Raw genomic sequence first — 20,002 nt, forward strand, 5'->3', positions numbered from 1 at the left:
TAAATATGTTTACAGGAATAATAGAAACACTTGGGGAGGTTACAGATATAATATCGGAAGGAACAAACAAACATTATATTGTAAAATCAAATTTAAGTAACGAGCTTAAGATAGATCAAAGTGTTTCGCATAATGGAGTGTGTTTAACTGTAGTCGCGCTGTCAGACGATACCCATACTGTTACAGCAATAGAAGAGACTCTGCAGAAAAGCAATCTTAATGAGCTAAAGATAGGTAATAAAGTAAATCTGGAGCGCTGTATGTTAATGAACGGAAGATTGGACGGACATATTGTTCAAGGCCACGTAGATCAAACAGCAGTATGTATTAAGAGAACTGAGCTCGATGGAAGCTGGGAGTACAGGTTTAAGTACGATTCTAATAGTGGGAATGTTACTGTAGAAAAAGGATCAGTATCTGTTAATGGGATCAGCTTAACGGTAGTGAATTCAGATATTGATGAATTTTCTGTATTCATAATACCTTACACTTTTGAACATACTAATTTACATGAGGTTACTGTAGATAGTACCGTGAACCTTGAGTTTGATATTATAGGTAAATATGTTGCAAGACTGGTAAACAGGTAGTTATCTTTTTAATTCGGCAATCTTGTTTTTGATAAATCCAATCAGCTTTGTTTGCTCCTTAGGATTGATTGTTTTTAAGTATTGCTCGTAATAATCAATTGCATTCTTCTTGTCGTTAAGCTTTGTTTCATAGACAAGGGCGATATTATACAACAGGCTTCCGTTATTTTCGAATTGGAGGCCTTTTTTGTAAGCCGTATTTGCTTCTGTATTCTTGTTTACACCTTCAAATGAATCTCCAAGTAACCCATAATAGCTGGCAATTTTGGTTGATATGCCTTCTTGTATTGCTTTTTCGAGGTAGGGAATAGCGCTTTTGTAATCTTTTACTCCTCTGTAACTAAGTCCAATGGCATAATATAGCGCTTCGCTGTCCATCGACTTGCTTTCTATCGCTAAAAAATTCTTTAACGCATTTTTATAATCAAGATTGAAGAAATAAGATTTCCCCAGATTATTTAAGACAAAGGTCGAGCTGTCACCATAGCTTAATAATTTCTCGCCTGTTTTGATAGCCTCATCATATTTTTTATTTGCCATACTAATAGGCATTTTCATTTTGAGCAATTGCAGATTGGTGCTGTCGGCATCTAAGGCCGGTCGTAATATATTACTTGCTTTGTCAAAAAAGTTCATTTTAAAATATAGCTCACATAAATCAAATACCACATCCGGGTCAATAGGATTTATTTCATTCGCTTTTTCCAGATAGCCTATTTTAGCCAGGTTCATTTCACCCTTATTTAAATTTGCCAGCTGCTTATACACCGTAAAATTTGTGCTGTCGATTTTAAGGATATCCATGTAATAGGCTTTAGCTTTTTCATCGTTACCTCTTCTAAGGTTGATGTTGGCAAGGCTAAACAATACAGGTAAATTCTGAGGTTGTTTATCGTGGAGCTTTAAATAATTTTTTTCTGCTTCTGGAAGTTTGCCGGCCATCATATTGGCATAAGCAAGCTGCGATATTTCTTTTTCATCCTGAGTATCCTCGGCATAAATGCTTTTTAAATATTGAGCGGCATCAATATATTTTTGCGTTTGGTAATATTCCAGGAGTTTCTCATTATCAAGAACAGCTTTACTCTGTCCGTAACTAATCTGGCAAGAAATAACTGCAAAAAATACAAGAAGTGCTCTTTTCATACGGGTAATATTTAAACAACTAAAGTATTAGTTATTTGTTGGTATTGCAAATTTTGTCCCTATTTATTTACGTATATAACGATACCCGGACGATCTCATTATAAAAAATCAAAACATATTGGCAGGGTAATTGGTTGAATTATAATATAAAATGAATATTAATCTTAATTAAAATACGAATATGGATACTTTAAAGAAGTTTGAATTGATGCAGAAAATCGTAAGAGAATTAGAAGACTTACAGCACTCACAACAGGCAATAATTCAAAAAATAGGGAAAATTGAAGTTGATAATATAGAACTTGGAGATAAAAGGTTAGAGAAAGATTTGCCTGATATGCATCAGAGAGTTTCAGATAATTTGGATACTATTGTTGGCATACTCGATTATTTTGCAGATAAAACTCAAAACTTTGGTAACAAAAATAATGTTGATGCATTAAAAGAGCAGCAAGCTATAAACGACGCCACAGGTAAATAAAAATCTAAACACAGTAAAATGCCCGCAACTTGTGGGCATTTTACTTTACGTCTACCGGTAGATATATGTAAAAAGAAGATCCTTTACCTAATTTACTTTTTACTATAAGCTTGCCGCCATTTTTTTCCATAAATTCTTTGCATATCACCAGGCCTAATCCCGTGCCTTTCTCATTCATTGTACCTCTTGTGGATATGTTATCTCCATTATGTATTTTTTTGAGTGCAATTTCTGACATTCCAATACCATTGTCCTCAATACACAGCTCAACAAAGCCACCTTTCTTATACACAGCGGTAATGTGTATTTCACAATTTTCGTTACAAAATTTAATGGCGTTATTTAATATATTTCTAACCACAATCTGTATCATCAATCTATCGGCATAAACCATCTCACCCGGAAAAACATCCTGTACTATTCGAATACTTTTTGCTTCTGCGGCCGGTAAATGATAGTTGATTTCATTGACTAGTATGCTTTTTAGATCAAAAAGGTCCCTATTGATTCCGTAACCTTTTAATTGGCTTCTAGACCAATGCAAAATGTTATCTAAAAGTTCTGTGGTATATGAAATGTCTTTGCTTAAAGTGGGGGACAGCGCTTTGAATTCTTCAATTGTAATCACATCTTCGGATGTCATTTTAAGAATTTGTCCAAGGTTAACCAAAGGCCCCCTTAAATCATGAGCAATTATTGAAAATACCCTGTCTTTAAGCTGATTAAGTTGTTGAAGTTCTGTTGTTTGTGATTTAGATCGTAGGGCTTCTTTTCTTAGTGTAGTAAGGTCCTGGAGTTTTATAATTACTGCCTCACTATTTAATTTAAGCTGATTTTCATTTAACGTTCTAATTTCAGCTTCCAGTTCAAATGATCCGTTATGGTTTTCTATTTTTATTTCTATTTTTCCCGATTGCCTTTCTTTTATCAATGTTGCAAGTTTTTTGTGATCGGGAAAAAGCGCTTCAATCTGAGTTCCTATTATTTTATTTTTCTTAATATCTGATAAATATCTTCTGAAAGAAGAGTTATAATCAATTACCCTGTTTTTGCTATCCAGGATAACGAAACCATCTTGCATTAGTTCTAATACTTTTTCTCTTGCAACGGGTAAAATATCAAAGAGCTTAAAGCGATAGATGGCAATGGTGATTAAAAATACTGTAATAATAAATGCAAAGGGAGTAATGTCGAGTTGGCCGAAAGGTCTAAACCCCAAAAAATAGGTGATGTTTGTTACCCAAGGTATAAATGCAGCTACTATTATGCTATAGTTTTGACTTTTGTAAATGGGGTCTGATTTGCGGAATGTGATGAATAATAAATAGCTTCCAGTAGCCAATAACAGATAGAAATATAAAGTGAATATCCAAAATGATGGTCCCATTTCAAGAGCGACCATTGGAAAACCCCCTGTAGAGTCCATATGGTAGCTTTTAAAATGCAAATGGTGATAATCATTAGTCCAGACCATTAATGTGGGAATAACTGCTGTGGCGATTAAAAAAAACATATTGATTTTATTCTGGTACCAACGATCCTTCCCTGATAGCTTTAAGCAGAATAGCAGCCAGGATAACGGGAGCATGGAGATACCTATATACTCAATACTTATCCAAAGTTTTGCTTGCTCAATTGTGGTGCTAGCCAATTCAAAGCCATACGCTAACGACCATATGGCACTTGAGAACATCATAATGCCAAAAAAGCGAACGGCTCCTCCTTCTTTTCTACAGATATAATAAGAGAGCAGGAGCGTAGCTGCGCCAAATAAAATTAGAACAATCGAGTATAAATTAAATGTAAAATCCATTTAAATTGGTAAAGTAATAAATAATAATAATGAGGGATAAGAGGACAGCAATGATATTGTGTTGATCTTTTTAAGATAAAACTACGTAATTTAGTTACAAATTAAAAATATTCTTAGTTTTACATAGTAATAGTCCGTTAATTAATAAAATACAAATCATTCTAATATGAAAAAATTAATCTTATCCGCATTATTTGTTTGCTTTAACCTGGCGGCATTTAGTCAACTTTTACCAAGTTTCCAATTAGGTTTAAAGGCAGGAGCCAACTTGTCTAAATTGAGTAAAGAAAATACGCTTAGCAGCGATAACAGAGCTGGATTCTATGGTGGTTTATGGGCGCGTGTTGGTGGCGCCGGTATTCATTTACAGCCGGAATTATACATAAGCGGAAAAAACACCACATTAAAAAGAGAAAGTGACGGTGCCGAGAATGAAGTGAAATTTACCAGCGTGGATGTTCCTGTTTTAATAGGAACAAAAATAGGAGCTGCAGGCATTGGCGTGCGCCTCAATACAGGTCCGGTGGTTTCCTTTATCGTAGATGACAGTCAGTCAGTTAAAAAGGCTGTCGGAGAAGCATTTTCTGGTAATTTTAAAGGTCAGAACTTTGCTTGGCAATTTGGTGCGGGCTTAGATATCAAAAAATTAGGTATCGATTTAAGATTCGAACAAGGGCTTTCTAAAATAGGGAAAGATGGCTATGATGATACAAAACTTAGTTTGTTTACCTTAGGTTTAGCTTATACATTGTTTTAGAAATATCAAGTTATTAACATTTTTTATAAAAGGGTAAACATTAATTGTTTGCCCTTTCTTTTTGGCTTTAAAATTGATGATGCTTCCGTCCCTACTTAAATCAAATTGATCATGAACATCAAAGAACTATTGCTAAATGGCCAAAGCTTCTCTAAGCTGCTAAATCAGTTCTCAATCGAGGCAGATGATGTGAAAATTCAGGATGAAGATGTCCTTCTTGCTGATCATAAATTAGCACACCAGGAGATTGTCAAAGAGAACATCTGTATTGAAGGTAAAAACAAAGATGGGATTGTCAACTTCTTTGGTACTTTACATTACAATTTATTAAACAAGTTGGCGGTATTTGAAATGCATGGATTCGAGCAGATTTCCAAACCTCAGATATGCTAAGTGTTTTTTAACACTTCTTTTATTTCATATTCAAACGCCCCTTTTATTGGACGTATAGGAGTTTCTTTGGAATCACTTAACACCTTAATGTAGCAGGCCCCAAAATAAAATATAAAAGATGAATAAAATACAAACAACATAATTAGAACAATAGAGCCAGAAGTACCGTAAATGTTCCCTATTCCGCTAAGTGGAAGCATTATTCTAAGTATATACTTGCCAATTGTAAATAATACGGCTGTTAAGAGCCCACCCTTTAGCGCCGCTTTCCAGGTTGGCCGACCATTGGTTAGAAATTTAAATAACACCGTAAACCAGATCATTACAATGGCTATAAATAAAAGCTGATTTAATATTGATAGAAATATTTTTCCAAAAGTAGGAGCGGCTGTGTTTATATAGGAGCCTATAAATGCCTGAATACTGTCGGTTATAAACCCCATGGTAAATAAAAGTCCGGCCAGTAAAATGATTATCATGGAGCGCGCTCTTAACTTCATTTTAAACATAAAACCTGCATGTTCTTTATTTGCAATGGACCATATCTGATCCATAGAATTTTTAATTACAGTGAAAAGTGTAGTAGCTACAAATAAGAAGAAAATAAAGCTGAGTAAGGTTGCATACCATTTATGGTCAATTCCTCTTATATTTCTTAAGGTCTGTCTGATCTGCCCTGTACTGGTATCATCTAAAATATTGGCTAAGCGTTCAAACATTCTCGAAGCGAGTATTTTTCTGTCAATAAAATACCCAAAAAGCCTAATTAATATAATTAGGATAGGAGGCAGTGCAAAATTTGCAAAAAAGGCTGTAGCTCCGGCTAAACGTAATGGATCGTTTTTTTGAAATAATTTAAATGCTGCTTTGAAATGTGTACAAAACAGCATTATCTTGTTAACTCTATTAATCTCTATTTCCACATTATAGCCTTGAACCCCGAAAGTAACTATTTTTTTTCATAAACCAGAGCGTAAAACCCATTCATGGAACGTGGATGGGGCCTAAGCGACCAAACGCTCTGGTTTATAAATATATGTCTGGTTGTGGGATGCAATCGGACACAAAACAGAAACATAGTGAGGCGTTGCCAATAGGTGAGTCTATGACCTATGACGCCCAACCCATGGGATAACGTGGGTGGGTAGTTTACAAGTTTCCTCTCAGTTCTTGTTCACGTTCCAGAGATTCGAACAAAGCTTTGAAATTTCCTGCACCAAAGGATTGAGCTCCCTTGCGCTGTATGATTTCAAAGAATAAAGTCGGACGATCCTCAACCGGTTTGGTAAATATTTGGAGTAAATAGCCTTCTTCGTCACAATCGACAAGAATTCCGAGCTCTTTTAGTTGCACTATTTCTTCATCAATTTCTCCAACACGTTCGGGCATCATACTGTAATAGGCTTCAGGGGGTGCACTTAAAAACTCAACCCCTCGAGCTTTTAATTCCTTTACTGTAGCTAAAATATCTTTCGTTGCTACAGCAATATGTTGCACCCCTTCGCCCTCATAAAATTCGAGATACTCCTCAATCTGCGATTTCTTTTTGCCTTCTGCAGGCTCATTGATTGGGAATTTAGAGTAGCCATTCCCATTGCTCATCACCTTGCTCATCAGGGCTGAATATTCTGTGTTGATCTGTTTGTCATCGAACGAAAGAATGTTTACAAAACCCATTACATCTTCGTACCATTTAACAGTTTCATTCATTCGGTTCCAGCCAACATTGCCCACACAATGATCTATATAAAGTAAACCTGCATCAACAGGGTTGTAGTCGCTTTTCCAATCCCGATATCCCGGTAAAAAGGAACCATTGTAGTTTTTACGCTCAACGAACATATGTACAGTTTCGCCGTAGGTATAAATGCCGGACATACGTACTTCGCCATGCTCATCAGTTTTAGTAACCGGTTCTAAATAAGGCTTAGCGCCACGTTTGGTGGTTTCTTCAAAAGCGCTGTAGGCGTCGTCTACCCATAAGGCTAATATTTTAACTCCATCACCATGTTTTTTTACATGTTCAGAAATCTGATTGTCAGATTTTAACCCGGTTGTTAATACCAATCTGATTTTTCCTTGCTGCAGTACATAAGATGCCCGATCACGCAGCCCTGTTTCCGGACCTGCATAGGCTAATGATTGGAAGCCAAATGCTGTTTTATAAAAATGTGCAGCCTGTTTGGCATTTCCTACATAAAATTCTATATAATCTGTTCCATTTATGGGAAGAAAATCTTGCGCTTTAGCAATCTTTTCTGCAAATGTTTGTGTAGTCATTTCAGTATTATTTGAATAATAAGTTAGTTTCAGTTTTTTAATTTTATTCTATATTTTCCTGCCAGCTTTTATGATAACTTTCATCCTCAATATTAACTGCATCTTCAGTGAGCATTAACGGTCTAAAAGGATCTATCATAACGGCCAGCTCATCTGTACTCTCTTTGCCTATAGATTTTTCCACTGCACCTGGATGTGGGCCATGAGGGATGCCTCCGGGATGCAAAGTGATCTGGCCTTTAACTACGCTCTTTCTACTCATAAAATCTCCGTCAACATAATAAAGTACTTCATCACTATCTACATTACTATGATTATAGGGAGCAGGTATAGAAAGCGGATGGTAATCGTATTTGCGCGGAACAAAAGAACAGATTACAAAATTGTGTCCTTCAAATGTTTGATGAACAGGCGGCGGCTGATGCAGACGACCAGTAATCGGCTCGAAGTTATGAATAGAGAAAGCCCATGGGTAATGAAAGCCATCCCATCCTATAAAATCAAAAGGGTGGGTTCCATAGGTATATGGATACATTAATCCTTGTTTTTTAATCAGTACCTTAAAATCACCAAATTCATCAATGGTCTCCAGGTCTGCTGGTCGCTTAATGTCGCGCTCGCAATAAGGCGAGTGTTCCATTAATTGCCCATATTCATTACGGTAACGTTTAGGAGATCGGATAGGACTAAAGCTTTCTACAATAAACAAGCGATTTTTTTCATCATCAAATTCCATCTGATAAATGGTGCCCCGTGGTACCACCAGGTAGTCGCCATATTCAAAGCGTATCTTGCCGAAACCTGTTTTTAAAGTACCAGTACCTTCATGAATAAAAATTACCTCATCTGCCTGACTATTCTTATAAAAATAATCAGTCATTGATTTTCTTGGAGCAGCGAGAGAAATGTGTAAATCACTGTTGACCAATACTGGTTTACGGCTTTGTAAATAATCATCTTCAGGTTTGATATTAAATCCGATTAAACTGGTATGGCGTAAGTGTTTTTCACGGGCAATCTTAGGCTCTACAGAATATGGTTCTCCTAATGACTTTACAATGGTAGGTGGGTGGCAGTGATAAACAAGTGAATATAGGCTTGAAAACCCTTCAGTAGAGACTAATTCTTCTGCGTATAATTTACCATCCGGTTTACGAAAAACAGTGTGGCGTTTAGCAGGTATAGTTCCTAAGGTATGATATATAGGCATAACAGTAGGTATTTGGTTAAAATGTAATTTAATAACGATTAAAACGTGCAAAACGTTTTAAATAAAGCCGGATGATGGGGAGCTTAAAAGGAATATTGCGCAAAAATGATTTTGGAAAGCATCGCGTATCTAAATGAAGCCAATGCTTGCCTGGCTATCTGACTCTGATATATAAAATTGCTTTGTATCATTTTTCTTTTACGGTGGCTAAATTAAGTATTTAATCTGCTAATCAACAAATTGTAGACGATAATTCTCTGCGAAAATTATTTAGTCTGTTTGCCTTATTTTTATATAGATTTGAATAACTACAAAAAACTATTGATCATATGAAACTGGTATCCTATAAAACAGAAGACAGAGAACACCTTGGTGTTTTTGTAAACGGACACATTTACAATTTAAATTCATGCGATAAACAACTGCCTGATGAGATGAATGCCTTTTTGCAAGGTGGCGAAGTTTTGATGGAACGCGCAAAAAAAATTGACAATCAGATCAAATTAGGGGAGCTGTCGCCAAAGCAGGAAGCCTTTTTTGAATTGCTTGCCCCGGTACCTCATCCAACCTCGTGCAGAGATGGTTACGCTTTTCGCCAGCATGTAGCTGCCGCCCGCAGGAACCGTAAAGTTGATATGATTGCGGAGTTTGATCAATATCCAATCTTTTATTTCACCAATCACAATGCCATCCAGGGTCCCGGTGAAATTGAATGTATGCCTGACCATTTCCAAAAACTTGATTTTGAATTGGAGGTAGCCGTAGTAATAGGCAAAAAGGGAAGAAATATTACAGCTGCAGAGGCTGATGATTATATAGCTGGTTTTACCATTATGAATGATATGAGTGCCAGAACATTGCAAATGGAAGAAATGTTGTTAAATCTTGGACCTGCTAAAGGCAAAGATTTTTCCACTATAATAGGACCATGGCTGGTAACTCCTGATGAATTGTTAGAGTACAAAACCTCAGCTAAATCAGGGCATACCGGTAGTACTTATAATCTTGAAATGACTTGTACTGTGAACGGTAAGCAAGTGTCTGCCGGAAACATGGCCGATATGGACTGGACTTTTGCTGAAATTATTGAACGGTGTGCGTATGGTGTAGATATTTTACCAGGCGATGTAATAGGGTCTGGTACCGTTGGAACCGGATGTTTTCTTGAATTAAACGGTACAGGATTATTAAATAACCCAAATTTTAAACCTCAATGGTTGCAGGACGGTGATGTAGTGGAAATGGAAATCACAGGCCTTGGTCATTTAAGTAATACCATCAAGAAGGTGGACACCGTTTTTTCTATTTTGGCATTAAAGAAGAAGTAAATTTTGACTTTGAAGAAATAATTCAATCGTAGGTCGTGCTATTGCCACCCGTCACCCTGAATTTATTTCAGGATCCCGGACTTATAAGGCTATTTCTCTCTTCCAGGACCCCGAAATAAATTCAGGGTGACGACCGTTTTAAAAACAAAATAACAAGATAATTCTTATAAAAAATGCTTACCCTCAATACCTCAGAGCTTAATCCTGCACAATTGCAGAACTATATGCAATATGCAATTGCACCAAGACCAATTTGTTTTGCTACAACTGTCGATAAGGCAGGAAATATCAATTTGAGCCCCTTTAGTTTTTTCAATATGTTTAGTACCAACCCGCCCTTGTGTATATTTTCTCCGGCAAGAAGGGTACGTGATAATACAACCAAACATACACTCGAAAACATATTAGAGATAAAGGAGTGCGTTATTAATATTGTAAATTACCCTATGGTACAGCAGACCAGTTTAGCCAGTACTGAATATCCAAAAGGAGTAAATGAATTTGAAAAGGCCGGGTTTACTATGCTCCCTTCACAATTGGTTAAGCCGCCAAGGGTTGCAGAGGCTCCTGTGCAGATGGAATGTGTGGTCAGAGAAATAATTCATCTGGGAGAAAATCCCGGAGCAGGTAATCTCATCTTGGCTGAGGTAAAGCTAATTCACATTAAAGAAGAAATATTAGATGAAGAGGGAAAAATTGATCAGGCCAAAATTGATCTTGTAGCGCGTTTAGGGGGAGATTGGTATTGCAGGGTTACACCGGAAAATTTGTTTAAAGTAGCTAAACCATTAACAACACTTGGAATAGGGGTTGATGCACTACCAAAAGCCGTCCGTAATTCAATTGTACTCACGGGAAATGATCTTGGGAAACTTGGTAATATAGAGCATTTGCCAACAGACGATGAAATAGATGCAGTTAGAAATGTACCGGAAGTGAAAGAGATTTTAGACGCAACCATTGGTGATGCTAATAATCGCGAGCGTGAGCTTCATGAACTTGCTAAGGACTGGTTGGCGCAGGGCAATGTAAACCAAGCGTTAAAAATAGTATTGTTATAGGATGCTGATTACTTTTATAAAGCGTTTCTTGTAAAAGCCATCATCGAGACTTGTAATCGTTACTCCTCTTTTCTTTCCTGAAGAAGAATGAATGAATTTGATTTCATCTCCATCTATGGAATAGATAATCCCCACATGGCCTGGGGTTCTTGATCTGCTATTTGTTCCTGTGAACAGGATTACATCTCCAATTTTTGCGTCCTCTAGCTTTTTGGCTTCACCGCTAGTTGCAAATTCTCTGGATGAGCGGGGCACTTTAAATCCAAAATTGCTGAAAACATAATTTACAAAACCAGAGCAGTCAAAACCTTTGCTGGGACTACTGGAAGCTGTCCGGTATCGAATACCAAGCATGGATCTTGCAAATTCCAATAAGCGATTTGGCGAAGTAGTGATTGCTGATTTTTTATCCTGACCCGGTACTTCCTCGCTAAGCTTATGCACCAGTTCCTGAAATTGAACGGGTATAGAAGTTTGTGACTTCGCTGCCGTAAAACTTAAAAGTATTATACTGAATAGAATAATGGTTTTCTTCATATCAATCGGGTTAAAGATATTAAAATTATCTTTGAACCCTAAAAATGTTGATAACTTGTTGATTATGGCGTTGTTACTGCAACAGGGATTACTTTTCCGTTAAAAAATTTATGTCCAGTTCTTGCAAAATCAGCCACATACTTGGCCATTTCGAAAGCTAAAACCGGCGATTGGTAACCAGGAAATGCTTGTTCAAGCATCTCTGTTTGTGCAGAACCAAGAGCCAGACAGTTCACTTTAATACCAGTTTCTGCCAGTTCAAATGCCAGGCATTCGGTCAAAGTATGCAAAGCAGATTTGCTCGAAGAATAGGCCGAAAGTCCCGGAAATTTAACACTTCCCTGGAACCCACCCATACTGCCAATATTTACAATATGACTGCTCTCACCCATTAAAGGAATTAGGTTTTGGATCATACTAAAATGTCCGACAACATTGCTTTCAAACATCTCATAAAGATCAGCATGAGTAGTCTCCAGAAACGGTTTGTTAATTAATGCACCAGCATTATTTATTAGAACATCAACCTTACCAAGTCTTTCTTTCAAAAAAGGGGTTAGGGCCGCATAGTCGTCATTTACAATATCAAACTCTACGGGTAGCAGCGTACAATCAGGATTAATGCCTTTCGCTATTTCCAAAAGTTTACGCAACTTATCAGAAGATCGGGCAATACATACTACCTTGTTCTCACTACTCAATGTAAATTCTAAAGCGGCTTCAAAGCCGATTCCGCTGCTTGCACCGGTTAATACTATATTCATTAATTATCTTCTTCAGTGATTAATTGACTAACAGGATTTTCGATTACATGTAATCCATCATTAATCAGTTTTTTATGTTCAGCTTCGTTCTCAGACTTAAGCTCTAAATAATTGCGAACTTCCCTTTCCAATTCAGGAAAAAGTTTTTTGTGGTGTAAAATTTCAAGAATTTCAAGAGCAGAAAGCCAATCCTGGCGATGTTCTGTCTTTACTTTTTCAAACAAAACAGGTAATTGCTCAAAGCCTACCTCATTTTCCCTTATCAAGCGCACGCTTCTATAGATGTTATGAAGCTTTTGCGTATTCTCATCGTAATTTATTTTATGAGTTTGCTTATCGCTAACATGCGTAATTTCCTCATAAGAACCTTTATCTGCTGCGCCATTAAAAACAGAAACAATGGTTGCACCAACAGCCATGTCGTATACGCCCCAGTCTGGCTGGAAAAGTATATTTCCGTTACTTTCCTTAACTGTACAATCTTCAAACCTGATAAGGAAAGTCTTTTTATTTTTCTGATGGATGATCTTGACTATACCTTTTACGGTAATACCGCTTTCAAACTCCAGGATGGCCAGGTTAAAAGGTTTGATTCCGCATTTCAACAATTGCAATGTGTCCATATCTTCCAGCAGCGTATCAATTCCCTTCAGTCTACCTACTGGCGATGAGAAACCATCTTTATGATGAAATTTGCCATGATCTTCAAGTTGTTGACCTCCAAAAGCAAGGGCCGACGGTCCGGTGGTTTTTATAAACGTAAGCTCATCATTCTGATCGATTCCCATATCTGTAAATACACCGGTAACCTGCAAACCAGAACTGTAAACAGCAGTTGCGGGGTTTTTACATTCAATAGCTTTAATGATACTTTCTGAACCACCGCGCCTGAATGCCATCGTATCTGCAAAATCTTCCAAAACATCAATCAGATTTTGGAAAGTTTCCGTCACAAATAACTGAGGCTGTGGTTTAGTAATGTCATATGGGTAGTTTATGGTGTCTTTATTATACCATAATTTTTTTACATCAGGCTTCATGCACGATGAACTTTCTCCAATTGACGACAGCAAGCCAGCTCCGTAAATCTTAGGATTTTCTAAGGTGCCTATCAAGCCATATTCTACAGTCCACCAATGTAACCTGCTCAATAAGGCCATTTCTGAGGGCTCGCCCATGTCTTCAGAGATTTGCTGTAAGCGCTGTTCAGCCCTTGCAATTTCCTGTTCCTGAACATCAGCAGCCTCTTTTAATATAGAAAGGTGTCGTATGGCTTCATACAATTCAAAATCTTTTGAAGAGAACATGGCCTTTGCACCAATAGATCCGAAATAACTCAGGTAATTATTATAATCAGCATCTGCAATAATTGGGGCGTGGCCGGCCGACTCATGAATAATATCAGGAGCAGGGGTATATTCTATATGATTAATCTGACGGATATCGGCTGCAATAACAAGTACACGGTATGCCTGATATTCCATGAATGCCGAAGGTGGGATAAATCCATCAACAGTAACTGCACCCCAGCCTATTTTGCCAAGATTATCGTTCATGTTTTGCAAATCAGGTATATGTTCAATACTAAGACCTGCCCGCTGTAAGCCCTTTATATAAGGATAATAAGCGACATGTTTTAAATAGCTATAATTTTGACGCATCACATATCGCCAAACTGCTTGATCTACTGGCGTATATTTCTCGTAGTGTTGCTCTACAATAAATTGCTTTAGATGCGTTGGCAAATTAGCTACTTGTGGATTATTAAAGTCATTAAAATCACTCATTACTAAATTCTTGTATTAATTGTCTAAGTTAATGGTATAACGGGCTTTAAACAAGTAAAATTAATTAGACAATAGATACGATGGTCTATTTTTTTACTTTAAACGAAAAGTGTTTTTGAGAAAAATAACTGAAAACAGTTAGAATAGTGGTAATGATAATCTTTGAAATGGTTGGATAGAATCCGAAAGATAAAAATACCTTAAGTAAGGCGTAGTTAAGTAGGATATTGGTTGCTACCACTGATCCATATCTAAACAATTGGATCCGGCCTTTTAAATCTGATTTTGTAAAAATCAGATACTTATTTAATATAAAACCAATAAAGAAAGTAATTACAGATTCTATGGCCAAAGCTGCCGTTGGTGCGGTAATTAAGTTTGGAAAAAATGGTATAGAGAGGTGAACATCTTTTTGATGCAATACCCAGTTGTAGCAAATATAATATACTACAATTCCAGTGGCCGCAGTAGTGCCACCAGATACCATGTATCTGAATGTATGAATGGGTAACCAACGAGAAAATGGGGGATAAAAGAAGTCTATTATTTTTAATAAGGCTTTGCGCATGCAATTAATTTGCTGTTAGTTTATTTTCAATCATCCTGTTGTTGTATTGCTGGATAAATGCTTTCAGGTATTTCTCCATTTTCTCTGCAATTAACGGTTCTTTTTCCAGAATGTTGTTTTTTGTTAAACGATCTGTTTTTAAATTATACAAGGCGTTATTTTCTTTCCCATCATTAACCAACAGATAATCGCCCTGGTAGAAGCTAAAAGTGCCATCGTTACTGTTTACAGCAAAGTTATCATTACCTTCTTTAAATGCATCAAAACCTAATGCAAAATAGGGCTTATCGTAATGTAAATAGTTTAATACCGTTGGCATAATGTCTATCTGCTGTACAACTTTGTCGGCCTTTCCTTTTAAGTTTCCGCCCGGATAGTACAACACAATTGGAATGGAAAAATAGCCGGGCGTTGTTTGATACTCCGGGAAGTAAGAAACCGTTGCGTGGTCTGCACAAAGAACAAACAGCGTGTTTTTATACCAGGGCATTGTTGATGCGGTTTTAAAAAAGTTGCGCAAAGCCATATCGGTGTAACCAAAAATTTCCTGCACAGGAAGGGGGCCTTTAGGAAATTTACCTTTATACTGGTCAGGTAATCTAAAAGGGTGATGAGATGATAACGAGAAGAAACTTGAAAAGAATGGCTGTTTAAAAGTATTCATGGTTTGGGCCATGTACTGCATAAAAGGATCATCCCAAATTCCCCAGGTACCATCCGTATCGCCAGTTTTTTTATACTCGTTTTGCCCGAAGTAATGTTTTATACCTGCAAGGTGGGTGTACGATGAAAAACCCATTGATCCATTTGGGGCGCCATGAAAAAATGCTGTTTCATAGCCCTTGTCGCCTAATAATTTAGCAATGCTGGTGGTTTTATTGCCAGAATAGATGGAAAGAATAAAGGGCTCTCTGATACTGGGAACACCGGTAATAACAGAAGGCAAGGCATCTATAGATTTGCGGCCGTTAGCATAAGTATGTGTAAAGGTGTAACTCTGCGAAATCAAAGAATCAAGAAAAGGAGTGTAGCCTTTGTATTTTCCTCCGTCCAGATCAGTGTTTAGGCTTCCAACATGCTCTTTCCCTAAACTTTCAATGATTAGAAAAACTACATTGAGCGGCTTGAACTTACCCGTATCAGCCGGCATGTGAACCGGATTATAAATCGAATTTAATGTCTGTTCGTCATAAAAATGAACAGGTTTTAACTTAGAAGCTTTAAGTGTTCTGAATATGCAAAATGGTGTATTTAAAACCAGGTTCATCTGATCTGGTGTGTCTACAAATTCACCTGCATTACTCAGCGTAATTGGTCTTGTTCCAAAACCCCATCCACCTCTTATTCCAGTAAGGCAGGCTAGTGCTACACCGAGCATAAGCGCGGTATGTAACACATAAATAGGCCAGGTGAAACCAGGTGCTTTGTTAATTTTAACCAGATCGTAAAGCTTAACAAATAACCAGACAAACAAAGCAAAAAGGATCAGAAGATACCAATAGTCCGCAAGGAAGTCACCTAATAGTTTAAGCTTGTTTTGCTCGTTTTTAAACTGATCGTAAACGGTTGCCGTAGTACGCTTTAAGGTATATTTATAATAGGCAAAATCAGCAAAGTTTGCCATTATACCTATACTGTTGGTAATAATGAAAAGCCATTTGCAGAACCTTTGATATCCTTCCTTGTACCTGAAAGGGAAGGGGATAACATGTAATAATATAAATATTAGGTTAATGTACAGCAGGGCAGAAACATCAAACTTGACCCCTCCATATAGGATAACAAGATATTTAGGAAATGTAATGCCTTGAAATAAACTATGGTTAAAGGCATAAAAGCCCAATCTGCAAAGCGTATATAAAATCAATACAATAAAAAACCGATATGCTAGTGCCAGGTAAAGGTTTACCTCTTTTGTGTTCTTAATTTTCAACTGCTTTTAATTAGAGGCAGTAAAACTAAGTATTTTGGAAACGATTTGTTAACAATAAGTTTACGATAGGTTCTTTTTGAAATATTGATGACGCGGAATTACCTGGGTAAAGCCACAAAATCAATCACCGCACAATAACCAAATTTTTTGTGAGGTTGAATGCTTACCCCAATATAGTTTAACCCATAGGAATCATTTAAGATCATTTTCCTGTGTCCAAGATCTGGAACACCTTTGTCTAGAAGTAACATACAAATGTTGTCGAGACCGGAAGAAAACCCGAATGCAAGGTTTTCACCATTAGATCTTTTAGGGTAAATCTCTGATATTCTGTCTTTAACAGACCTTCCGTCGCTGGAGTTATGCCCGCTAAAATTGTTGCGATTCATATCTCTCCCGTGTTGTCTTGCTACAATGCTTAAAGCTTCATCCGGCCAAAGCATCGGGAGGCCTTTCACCGCTCTAATCTGCTGTGCTAAACTCCTGTAGTATTTGTTATTTGTAGTTATTTTAAGCTCATTATAATTGCTATACTTCATGGCTTTTTTGTTGTAAGCGGCTACAAAATCCTGAAAATAAGTGTTAAAGAATTTTTCACCGTCCATACGTGCCAGATTCATATAAATAACCAGGTCCTTTTCTTCTCCGCTGAGGTAATTTGAATTACCTGCAGTATTGGCCATTTTTAACTCTTCTTTAGACCAGGTGTAGTCGCCAGATGTGCTGTTGACCTGAGTAGTCGTAAAAACAGAAAATAGAAATAGGATAGAGATAGAAAAAAGTTTCATGTTTTCACCAAGAGCAAAAGCCAGGCCATATTAAACAATAAAGGCGCCATTGGCGCCTTTATTGTTTAAATAGGTAAAATATAATATCTAGAATCGGTAGCTAAGTGTCGTAACAAATTGTCTTGGAGGAATTGGGTTTACGCTATAGTTCTCATGAACATAGTAATTCAATTCGTTAGTTATGTTAGATAATTTACCAAGGATTGTGAACTTTTTGTAAGCGTAACCAGCAGAGAAATCAACTGTGGTAAAAGCTTTAACCGGGATTACTCCGCTAGAAGTGCCAGCTTTATTGGTATTTCTACCACCGTTACGATCTCCCGTGTAAAAGGCCGAAGCACCAAGTTTTAATCCTTTTAAGCTTCCATCGCTGAAGGTGTAAAATAATGTTCCATTGGCAGTATTTTTAGTAGTACCTACCAAACGCTCGCCTTCTACTATCCCAGTTATAGTTGTTTCCTTACCCTTAGCATCAATATATTTCCTGGTATCAGATGTAGAGGTATAACGCATGTAATTGTAGCTATATCCGGCAATAAAGTTTAATCCTTTTACTATCGTACCTGAAATATCAAATTCTAATCCCTCACTGGCGGTTTTTCCGGTAAACTCTTTTAAATTGGTATCGCCATTAGGATCTCCGCTAAGATTAAAATCAGCGGTTTGTGCAAACCTATTATTAAGTATTTTATACCAGGTTACATTTGCAGATAGTTTGCCATCCAGGAAGTCATTCTTTACACCAGCTTCATACTGATCAATGATCGAGGGACGCATAGGTGCGTTAGTAGCAACGTCAATACCGGCATTTGAGGTGAAATTATTAGCGTAACTTACATAAACAGAGGTTGATTTAAGCGGTTGATATACTAAGCCTACTTTTGGAGAGAAAGCTTTGTCAATCTTGTCTGCAACAGCACCTTTTCCAACTTTTCCGTTCGCCAAAGTGTCAATTGTTGTAGTTGGCGTTTTTTGGAAAGTCCAGCGAATACCGGCCAATACCTTAAATTTATCTGTCAATGCAACTAAATCCTGTGCGAAACCGCCCATTCTGAAAACAGGGGCTTTGGTATTGGTTAGAAGATTAGTCTCAGGTGTGTTAATGTTTGTAGGTATGTTAAATGAAGATGGATCAAGAATGTTCACCAAATCATAATAGGCTGCCTTTGCAGGGTTTGTGCTTGCAGGCTGTGTGTTGGGATTGCTGAAACCCCCGGTTTTTGTGCCAGACTGATCCGCATCAATGCCAACTAATAAATTATGTGCTATAGAACCAGTTTTAAATGTTCCGGTTAAATTGATTTGCTCATTATATGTCAACTCTTTTATTTTAGAACGTGTAAGTGCACGATACCATACTCCTGCATTATCCGCAAAGGGACGCTCTGAAGAAAAATAATTTCTATTATAAGATTGTAGAGATACTATTGCATTTAATTTCCAGTTATCATTAAATTTATGATTTAATGCAGCCTGTGCAGTTGCAGTATTTGTTTTGTTATATGCCCAATCAGTATTAACAAATACATTTCTTCCAAGTGGAGATATTTTGTTGCCGACAGTACCAATACCGAAATCAGGAGTGAAATCACTTTTCAGGTAATCTCCTTGAACTAGTATATCTGTATTCTCACTGATTTTATAAAGTAGAGATGGGTTTACATAGAATCTTTTAGAGTCAACATTGTCTCTGTAGCTACCTGCGGTTTCGTAAGTTCCGATTAAACGGAATGCAACTTTTTGGGAAATGGGACCGTAAACATCTACAGTTGGTTTATATAAGTCATAACTGCCAACACGCATAGAAACCTCACCTCCATATTCAAATTTGGGTTTTTTGGTTACCATGTTTACCACAGCACCGCCCGAAACACCACCGTAAAGTAATGCAGAGCTTCCTTTTAAAACCTCTACAGATTCTAATGTACTTGCTTCAGGAAAACCTCCGATAGTAGTTCTTGCCCCATTTTTGAAAATATTATTAGAACCAAGACTATAGCCTCTTGCAAAAAAGTTATCACCTACAGATCCTCGGTTAGCACCTAATGCAATACCATTTACGTTTTTCATGATGTCGCTTAAGCGGTTGGCTTGCTGATCTGCAATGACCTGAGCGCCGATAACCTGAACAGACTGAGGCAAATCTCTTGGTGCAATAGCTATTTTTCCGACGCTTACCGGTTTTTCATTAGGTGTTCTATACCCATTAATAGCTACTTCATCTAACTGGGCAGAATTTTCTGACAATGTAAATTCAACCGTTGTAGTTTGTCCTTCAGTAACAGATACTTTTTGAGTTTGTACCTGTAAACCTACGTAAGAAGTTTTAAGGGTATATTCGCCAGTTTTTAAACTGTTAAAAGTAAAGTTGCCATCTTCATCAGAGGCAGTTTTTTTATTATTCTCAACAATTTGAACACTCACATAAGCAGCAGGTTTTCCATCATTGGTTTTTATTTTTCCGGCTATAGTTCCTCTTGCAGGAGCGGATGCTAGTTGTGCGGAAGCTGTAAGACCTGAGAATATAAAACCAGTAAGAATAAGTAATTTGTATAAGTGTTTCATT

Annotated in this window: 18 protein-coding genes; 6 read left to right on the forward strand and 12 right to left on the reverse strand. The window is 37.2% G+C overall.

Translation table 11 applies throughout. The annotated features are described in order from the left end of the window. Positions 1-5: 5 nt before the first annotated feature. Positions 6-590 (forward strand): riboflavin synthase, encoded by a 585-nt coding sequence (locus AC6CH7_RS03020; RefSeq protein WP_498261280.1) that lies wholly within the window; start codon positions 6-8, stop codon positions 588-590. Here the strand turns inward: AC6CH7_RS03020 and AC6CH7_RS03025 are convergent, their stop codons facing one another. Then, positions 591-1,736 carry a tetratricopeptide repeat protein gene (locus AC6CH7_RS03025; RefSeq protein WP_498261281.1) on the reverse strand — a complete coding sequence of 382 codons (1,146 nt, stop codon included), beginning with the start codon at positions 1,734-1,736 and terminating at the stop codon, positions 591-593. Between the two features lie 181 nt (positions 1,737-1,917). On the opposite strand from AC6CH7_RS03025, the gene AC6CH7_RS03030 reads away from it, so the two are divergent. Next, positions 1,918-2,217 carry a hypothetical protein gene (locus AC6CH7_RS03030; protein ID WP_048904240.1) on the forward strand — a complete coding sequence of 100 codons (300 nt, stop codon included), beginning with the start codon at positions 1,918-1,920 and terminating at the stop codon, positions 2,215-2,217. 40 nt (positions 2,218-2,257) lie between these two features. Here AC6CH7_RS03030 and AC6CH7_RS03035 read toward each other — a convergent pair whose 3' ends face one another. After that, positions 2,258-4,030: a sensor histidine kinase gene (locus AC6CH7_RS03035; RefSeq protein ID WP_498261282.1), complete on the reverse strand. Its 1,773-nt coding sequence runs from the start codon at positions 4,028-4,030 to the stop codon at positions 2,258-2,260. Positions 4,031-4,196: 166 nt separating this feature from the next. On the opposite strand from AC6CH7_RS03035, the gene AC6CH7_RS03040 reads away from it, so the two are divergent. Then, on the forward strand, positions 4,197-4,787 hold the full coding sequence (locus tag AC6CH7_RS03040) for a porin family protein (RefSeq protein WP_498261283.1): 591 nt from the start codon (positions 4,197-4,199) through the stop codon (positions 4,785-4,787). A gap of 111 nt (positions 4,788-4,898) precedes the next feature. Next, positions 4,899-5,180 carry a hypothetical protein gene (locus AC6CH7_RS03045; protein WP_498261284.1) on the forward strand — a complete coding sequence of 94 codons (282 nt, stop codon included), beginning with the start codon at positions 4,899-4,901 and terminating at the stop codon, positions 5,178-5,180. Here AC6CH7_RS03045 and AC6CH7_RS03050 read toward each other — a convergent pair. From AC6CH7_RS03050 to AC6CH7_RS03060, 3 genes are all read right to left on the reverse strand, one after another. Continuing rightward, positions 5,177-6,070 carry a YihY/virulence factor BrkB family protein gene (locus tag AC6CH7_RS03050; RefSeq protein WP_498261556.1) on the reverse strand — a complete coding sequence of 298 codons (894 nt, stop codon included), beginning with the start codon at positions 6,068-6,070 and terminating at the stop codon, positions 5,177-5,179. The genes AC6CH7_RS03045 and AC6CH7_RS03050 overlap by 4 nt on opposite strands. Before the next feature lie 259 nt (positions 6,071-6,329). Beyond that, a complete protein-coding gene (hppD, locus tag AC6CH7_RS03055) occupies positions 6,330-7,460 on the reverse strand; it encodes a 4-hydroxyphenylpyruvate dioxygenase (protein ID WP_498261285.1) in 1,131 nt (376 codons plus the stop codon). Positions 7,461-7,503: 43 nt separating this feature from the next. Further along, complete coding sequence (locus tag AC6CH7_RS03060; RefSeq protein ID WP_498261286.1) at positions 7,504-8,670, reverse strand: homogentisate 1,2-dioxygenase; 1,167 nt, start codon at positions 8,668-8,670, stop codon at positions 7,504-7,506. A 329-nt stretch (positions 8,671-8,999) separates the two neighbouring features. Here AC6CH7_RS03060 and AC6CH7_RS03065 point away from each other — a divergent pair, with 329 nt between their 5' ends. Together AC6CH7_RS03065 and AC6CH7_RS03070 are read left to right on the forward strand one after the other, a co-directional pair. Then, entirely contained in the window at positions 9,000-9,998 is a 999-nt protein-coding gene (locus tag AC6CH7_RS03065; protein WP_498261287.1) for a fumarylacetoacetate hydrolase family protein, read from the forward strand. Between the two features lie 173 nt (positions 9,999-10,171). Continuing rightward, on the forward strand, positions 10,172-11,059 hold the full coding sequence (locus tag AC6CH7_RS03070; protein ID WP_498261288.1) for a flavin reductase family protein: 888 nt from the start codon (positions 10,172-10,174) through the stop codon (positions 11,057-11,059). Here the strand turns inward: AC6CH7_RS03070 and AC6CH7_RS03075 are convergent. From AC6CH7_RS03075 to AC6CH7_RS03105, 7 genes are all read right to left on the reverse strand, one after another. Then, positions 11,054-11,596, reverse strand: a complete 543-nt coding sequence (locus AC6CH7_RS03075) for a C40 family peptidase (RefSeq protein ID WP_498261289.1) — start codon at positions 11,594-11,596, stop codon at positions 11,054-11,056. The genes AC6CH7_RS03070 and AC6CH7_RS03075 overlap by 6 nt on opposite strands. A 62-nt stretch (positions 11,597-11,658) precedes the next feature. Continuing rightward, on the reverse strand, positions 11,659-12,360 hold the full coding sequence (locus AC6CH7_RS03080; RefSeq protein ID WP_498261290.1) for an SDR family oxidoreductase: 702 nt from the start codon (positions 12,358-12,360) through the stop codon (positions 11,659-11,661). Continuing rightward, on the reverse strand, positions 12,360-14,147 hold the full coding sequence (locus tag AC6CH7_RS03085) for an aromatic amino acid hydroxylase (protein WP_498261291.1): 1,788 nt from the start codon (positions 14,145-14,147) through the stop codon (positions 12,360-12,362). The genes AC6CH7_RS03080 and AC6CH7_RS03085 overlap by 1 nt, the downstream gene beginning before the upstream one ends. A gap of 85 nt (positions 14,148-14,232) precedes the next feature. Next, positions 14,233-14,715, reverse strand: coding sequence for a GtrA family protein (locus tag AC6CH7_RS03090; protein WP_172660749.1), 483 nt, complete (start codon positions 14,713-14,715; stop codon positions 14,233-14,235). A gap of 4 nt (positions 14,716-14,719) precedes the next feature. Continuing rightward, positions 14,720-16,648, reverse strand: coding sequence for an LTA synthase family protein (locus AC6CH7_RS03095; RefSeq protein WP_498261292.1), 1,929 nt, complete (start codon positions 16,646-16,648; stop codon positions 14,720-14,722). Between the two features lie 98 nt (positions 16,649-16,746). After that, positions 16,747-17,436, reverse strand: a complete 690-nt coding sequence (locus tag AC6CH7_RS03100; RefSeq protein WP_498261293.1) for a CAP domain-containing protein — start codon at positions 17,434-17,436, stop codon at positions 16,747-16,749. 87 nt (positions 17,437-17,523) lie between these two features. After that, positions 17,524-20,001, reverse strand: coding sequence for a TonB-dependent siderophore receptor (locus AC6CH7_RS03105; RefSeq protein WP_498261294.1), 2,478 nt, complete (start codon positions 19,999-20,001; stop codon positions 17,524-17,526). Position 20,002: the final 1 nt, after the last annotated feature.

This window comes from Pedobacter sp. GQ55 (genome assembly GCF_059758925.1).

Excerpts from the sequence above, each read along its gene's own strand:
- AC6CH7_RS03020 (WP_498261280.1), top strand. The coding sequence starts at position 6 with ATGTTTACAGGAATAATAGAAACACTTGGGGAGGTTACAGATATAATA.
- AC6CH7_RS03025 (WP_498261281.1), bottom strand. The coding sequence starts at position 1,736 with ATGAAAAGAGCACTTCTTGTATTTTTTGCAGTTATTTCTTGCCAGATT.
- AC6CH7_RS03030 (WP_048904240.1), top strand. The coding sequence starts at position 1,918 with ATGGATACTTTAAAGAAGTTTGAATTGATGCAGAAAATCGTAAGAGAA.
- AC6CH7_RS03035 (WP_498261282.1), bottom strand. The coding sequence starts at position 4,030 with ATGGATTTTACATTTAATTTATACTCGATTGTTCTAATTTTATTTGGC.
- AC6CH7_RS03040 (WP_498261283.1), top strand. The coding sequence starts at position 4,197 with ATGAAAAAATTAATCTTATCCGCATTATTTGTTTGCTTTAACCTGGCG.
- AC6CH7_RS03045 (WP_498261284.1), top strand. The coding sequence starts at position 4,899 with ATGAACATCAAAGAACTATTGCTAAATGGCCAAAGCTTCTCTAAGCTG.
- AC6CH7_RS03050 (WP_498261556.1), bottom strand. The coding sequence starts at position 6,070 with ATGCTGTTTTGTACACATTTCAAAGCAGCATTTAAATTATTTCAAAAA.
- hppD (WP_498261285.1), bottom strand. The coding sequence starts at position 7,460 with ATGACTACACAAACATTTGCAGAAAAGATTGCTAAAGCGCAAGATTTT.
- AC6CH7_RS03060 (WP_498261286.1), bottom strand. The coding sequence starts at position 8,670 with ATGCCTATATATCATACCTTAGGAACTATACCTGCTAAACGCCACACT.
- AC6CH7_RS03065 (WP_498261287.1), top strand. The coding sequence starts at position 9,000 with ATGAAACTGGTATCCTATAAAACAGAAGACAGAGAACACCTTGGTGTT.
- AC6CH7_RS03070 (WP_498261288.1), top strand. The coding sequence starts at position 10,172 with ATGCTTACCCTCAATACCTCAGAGCTTAATCCTGCACAATTGCAGAAC.
- AC6CH7_RS03075 (WP_498261289.1), bottom strand. The coding sequence starts at position 11,596 with ATGAAGAAAACCATTATTCTATTCAGTATAATACTTTTAAGTTTTACG.
- AC6CH7_RS03080 (WP_498261290.1), bottom strand. The coding sequence starts at position 12,360 with ATGAATATAGTATTAACCGGTGCAAGCAGCGGAATCGGCTTTGAAGCC.
- AC6CH7_RS03085 (WP_498261291.1), bottom strand. The coding sequence starts at position 14,147 with ATGAGTGATTTTAATGACTTTAATAATCCACAAGTAGCTAATTTGCCA.
- AC6CH7_RS03090 (WP_172660749.1), bottom strand. The coding sequence starts at position 14,715 with ATGCGCAAAGCCTTATTAAAAATAATAGACTTCTTTTATCCCCCATTT.
- AC6CH7_RS03100 (WP_498261293.1), bottom strand. The coding sequence starts at position 17,436 with ATGAAACTTTTTTCTATCTCTATCCTATTTCTATTTTCTGTTTTTACG.
- AC6CH7_RS03105 (WP_498261294.1), bottom strand. The coding sequence starts at position 20,001 with ATGAAACACTTATACAAATTACTTATTCTTACTGGTTTTATATTCTCA.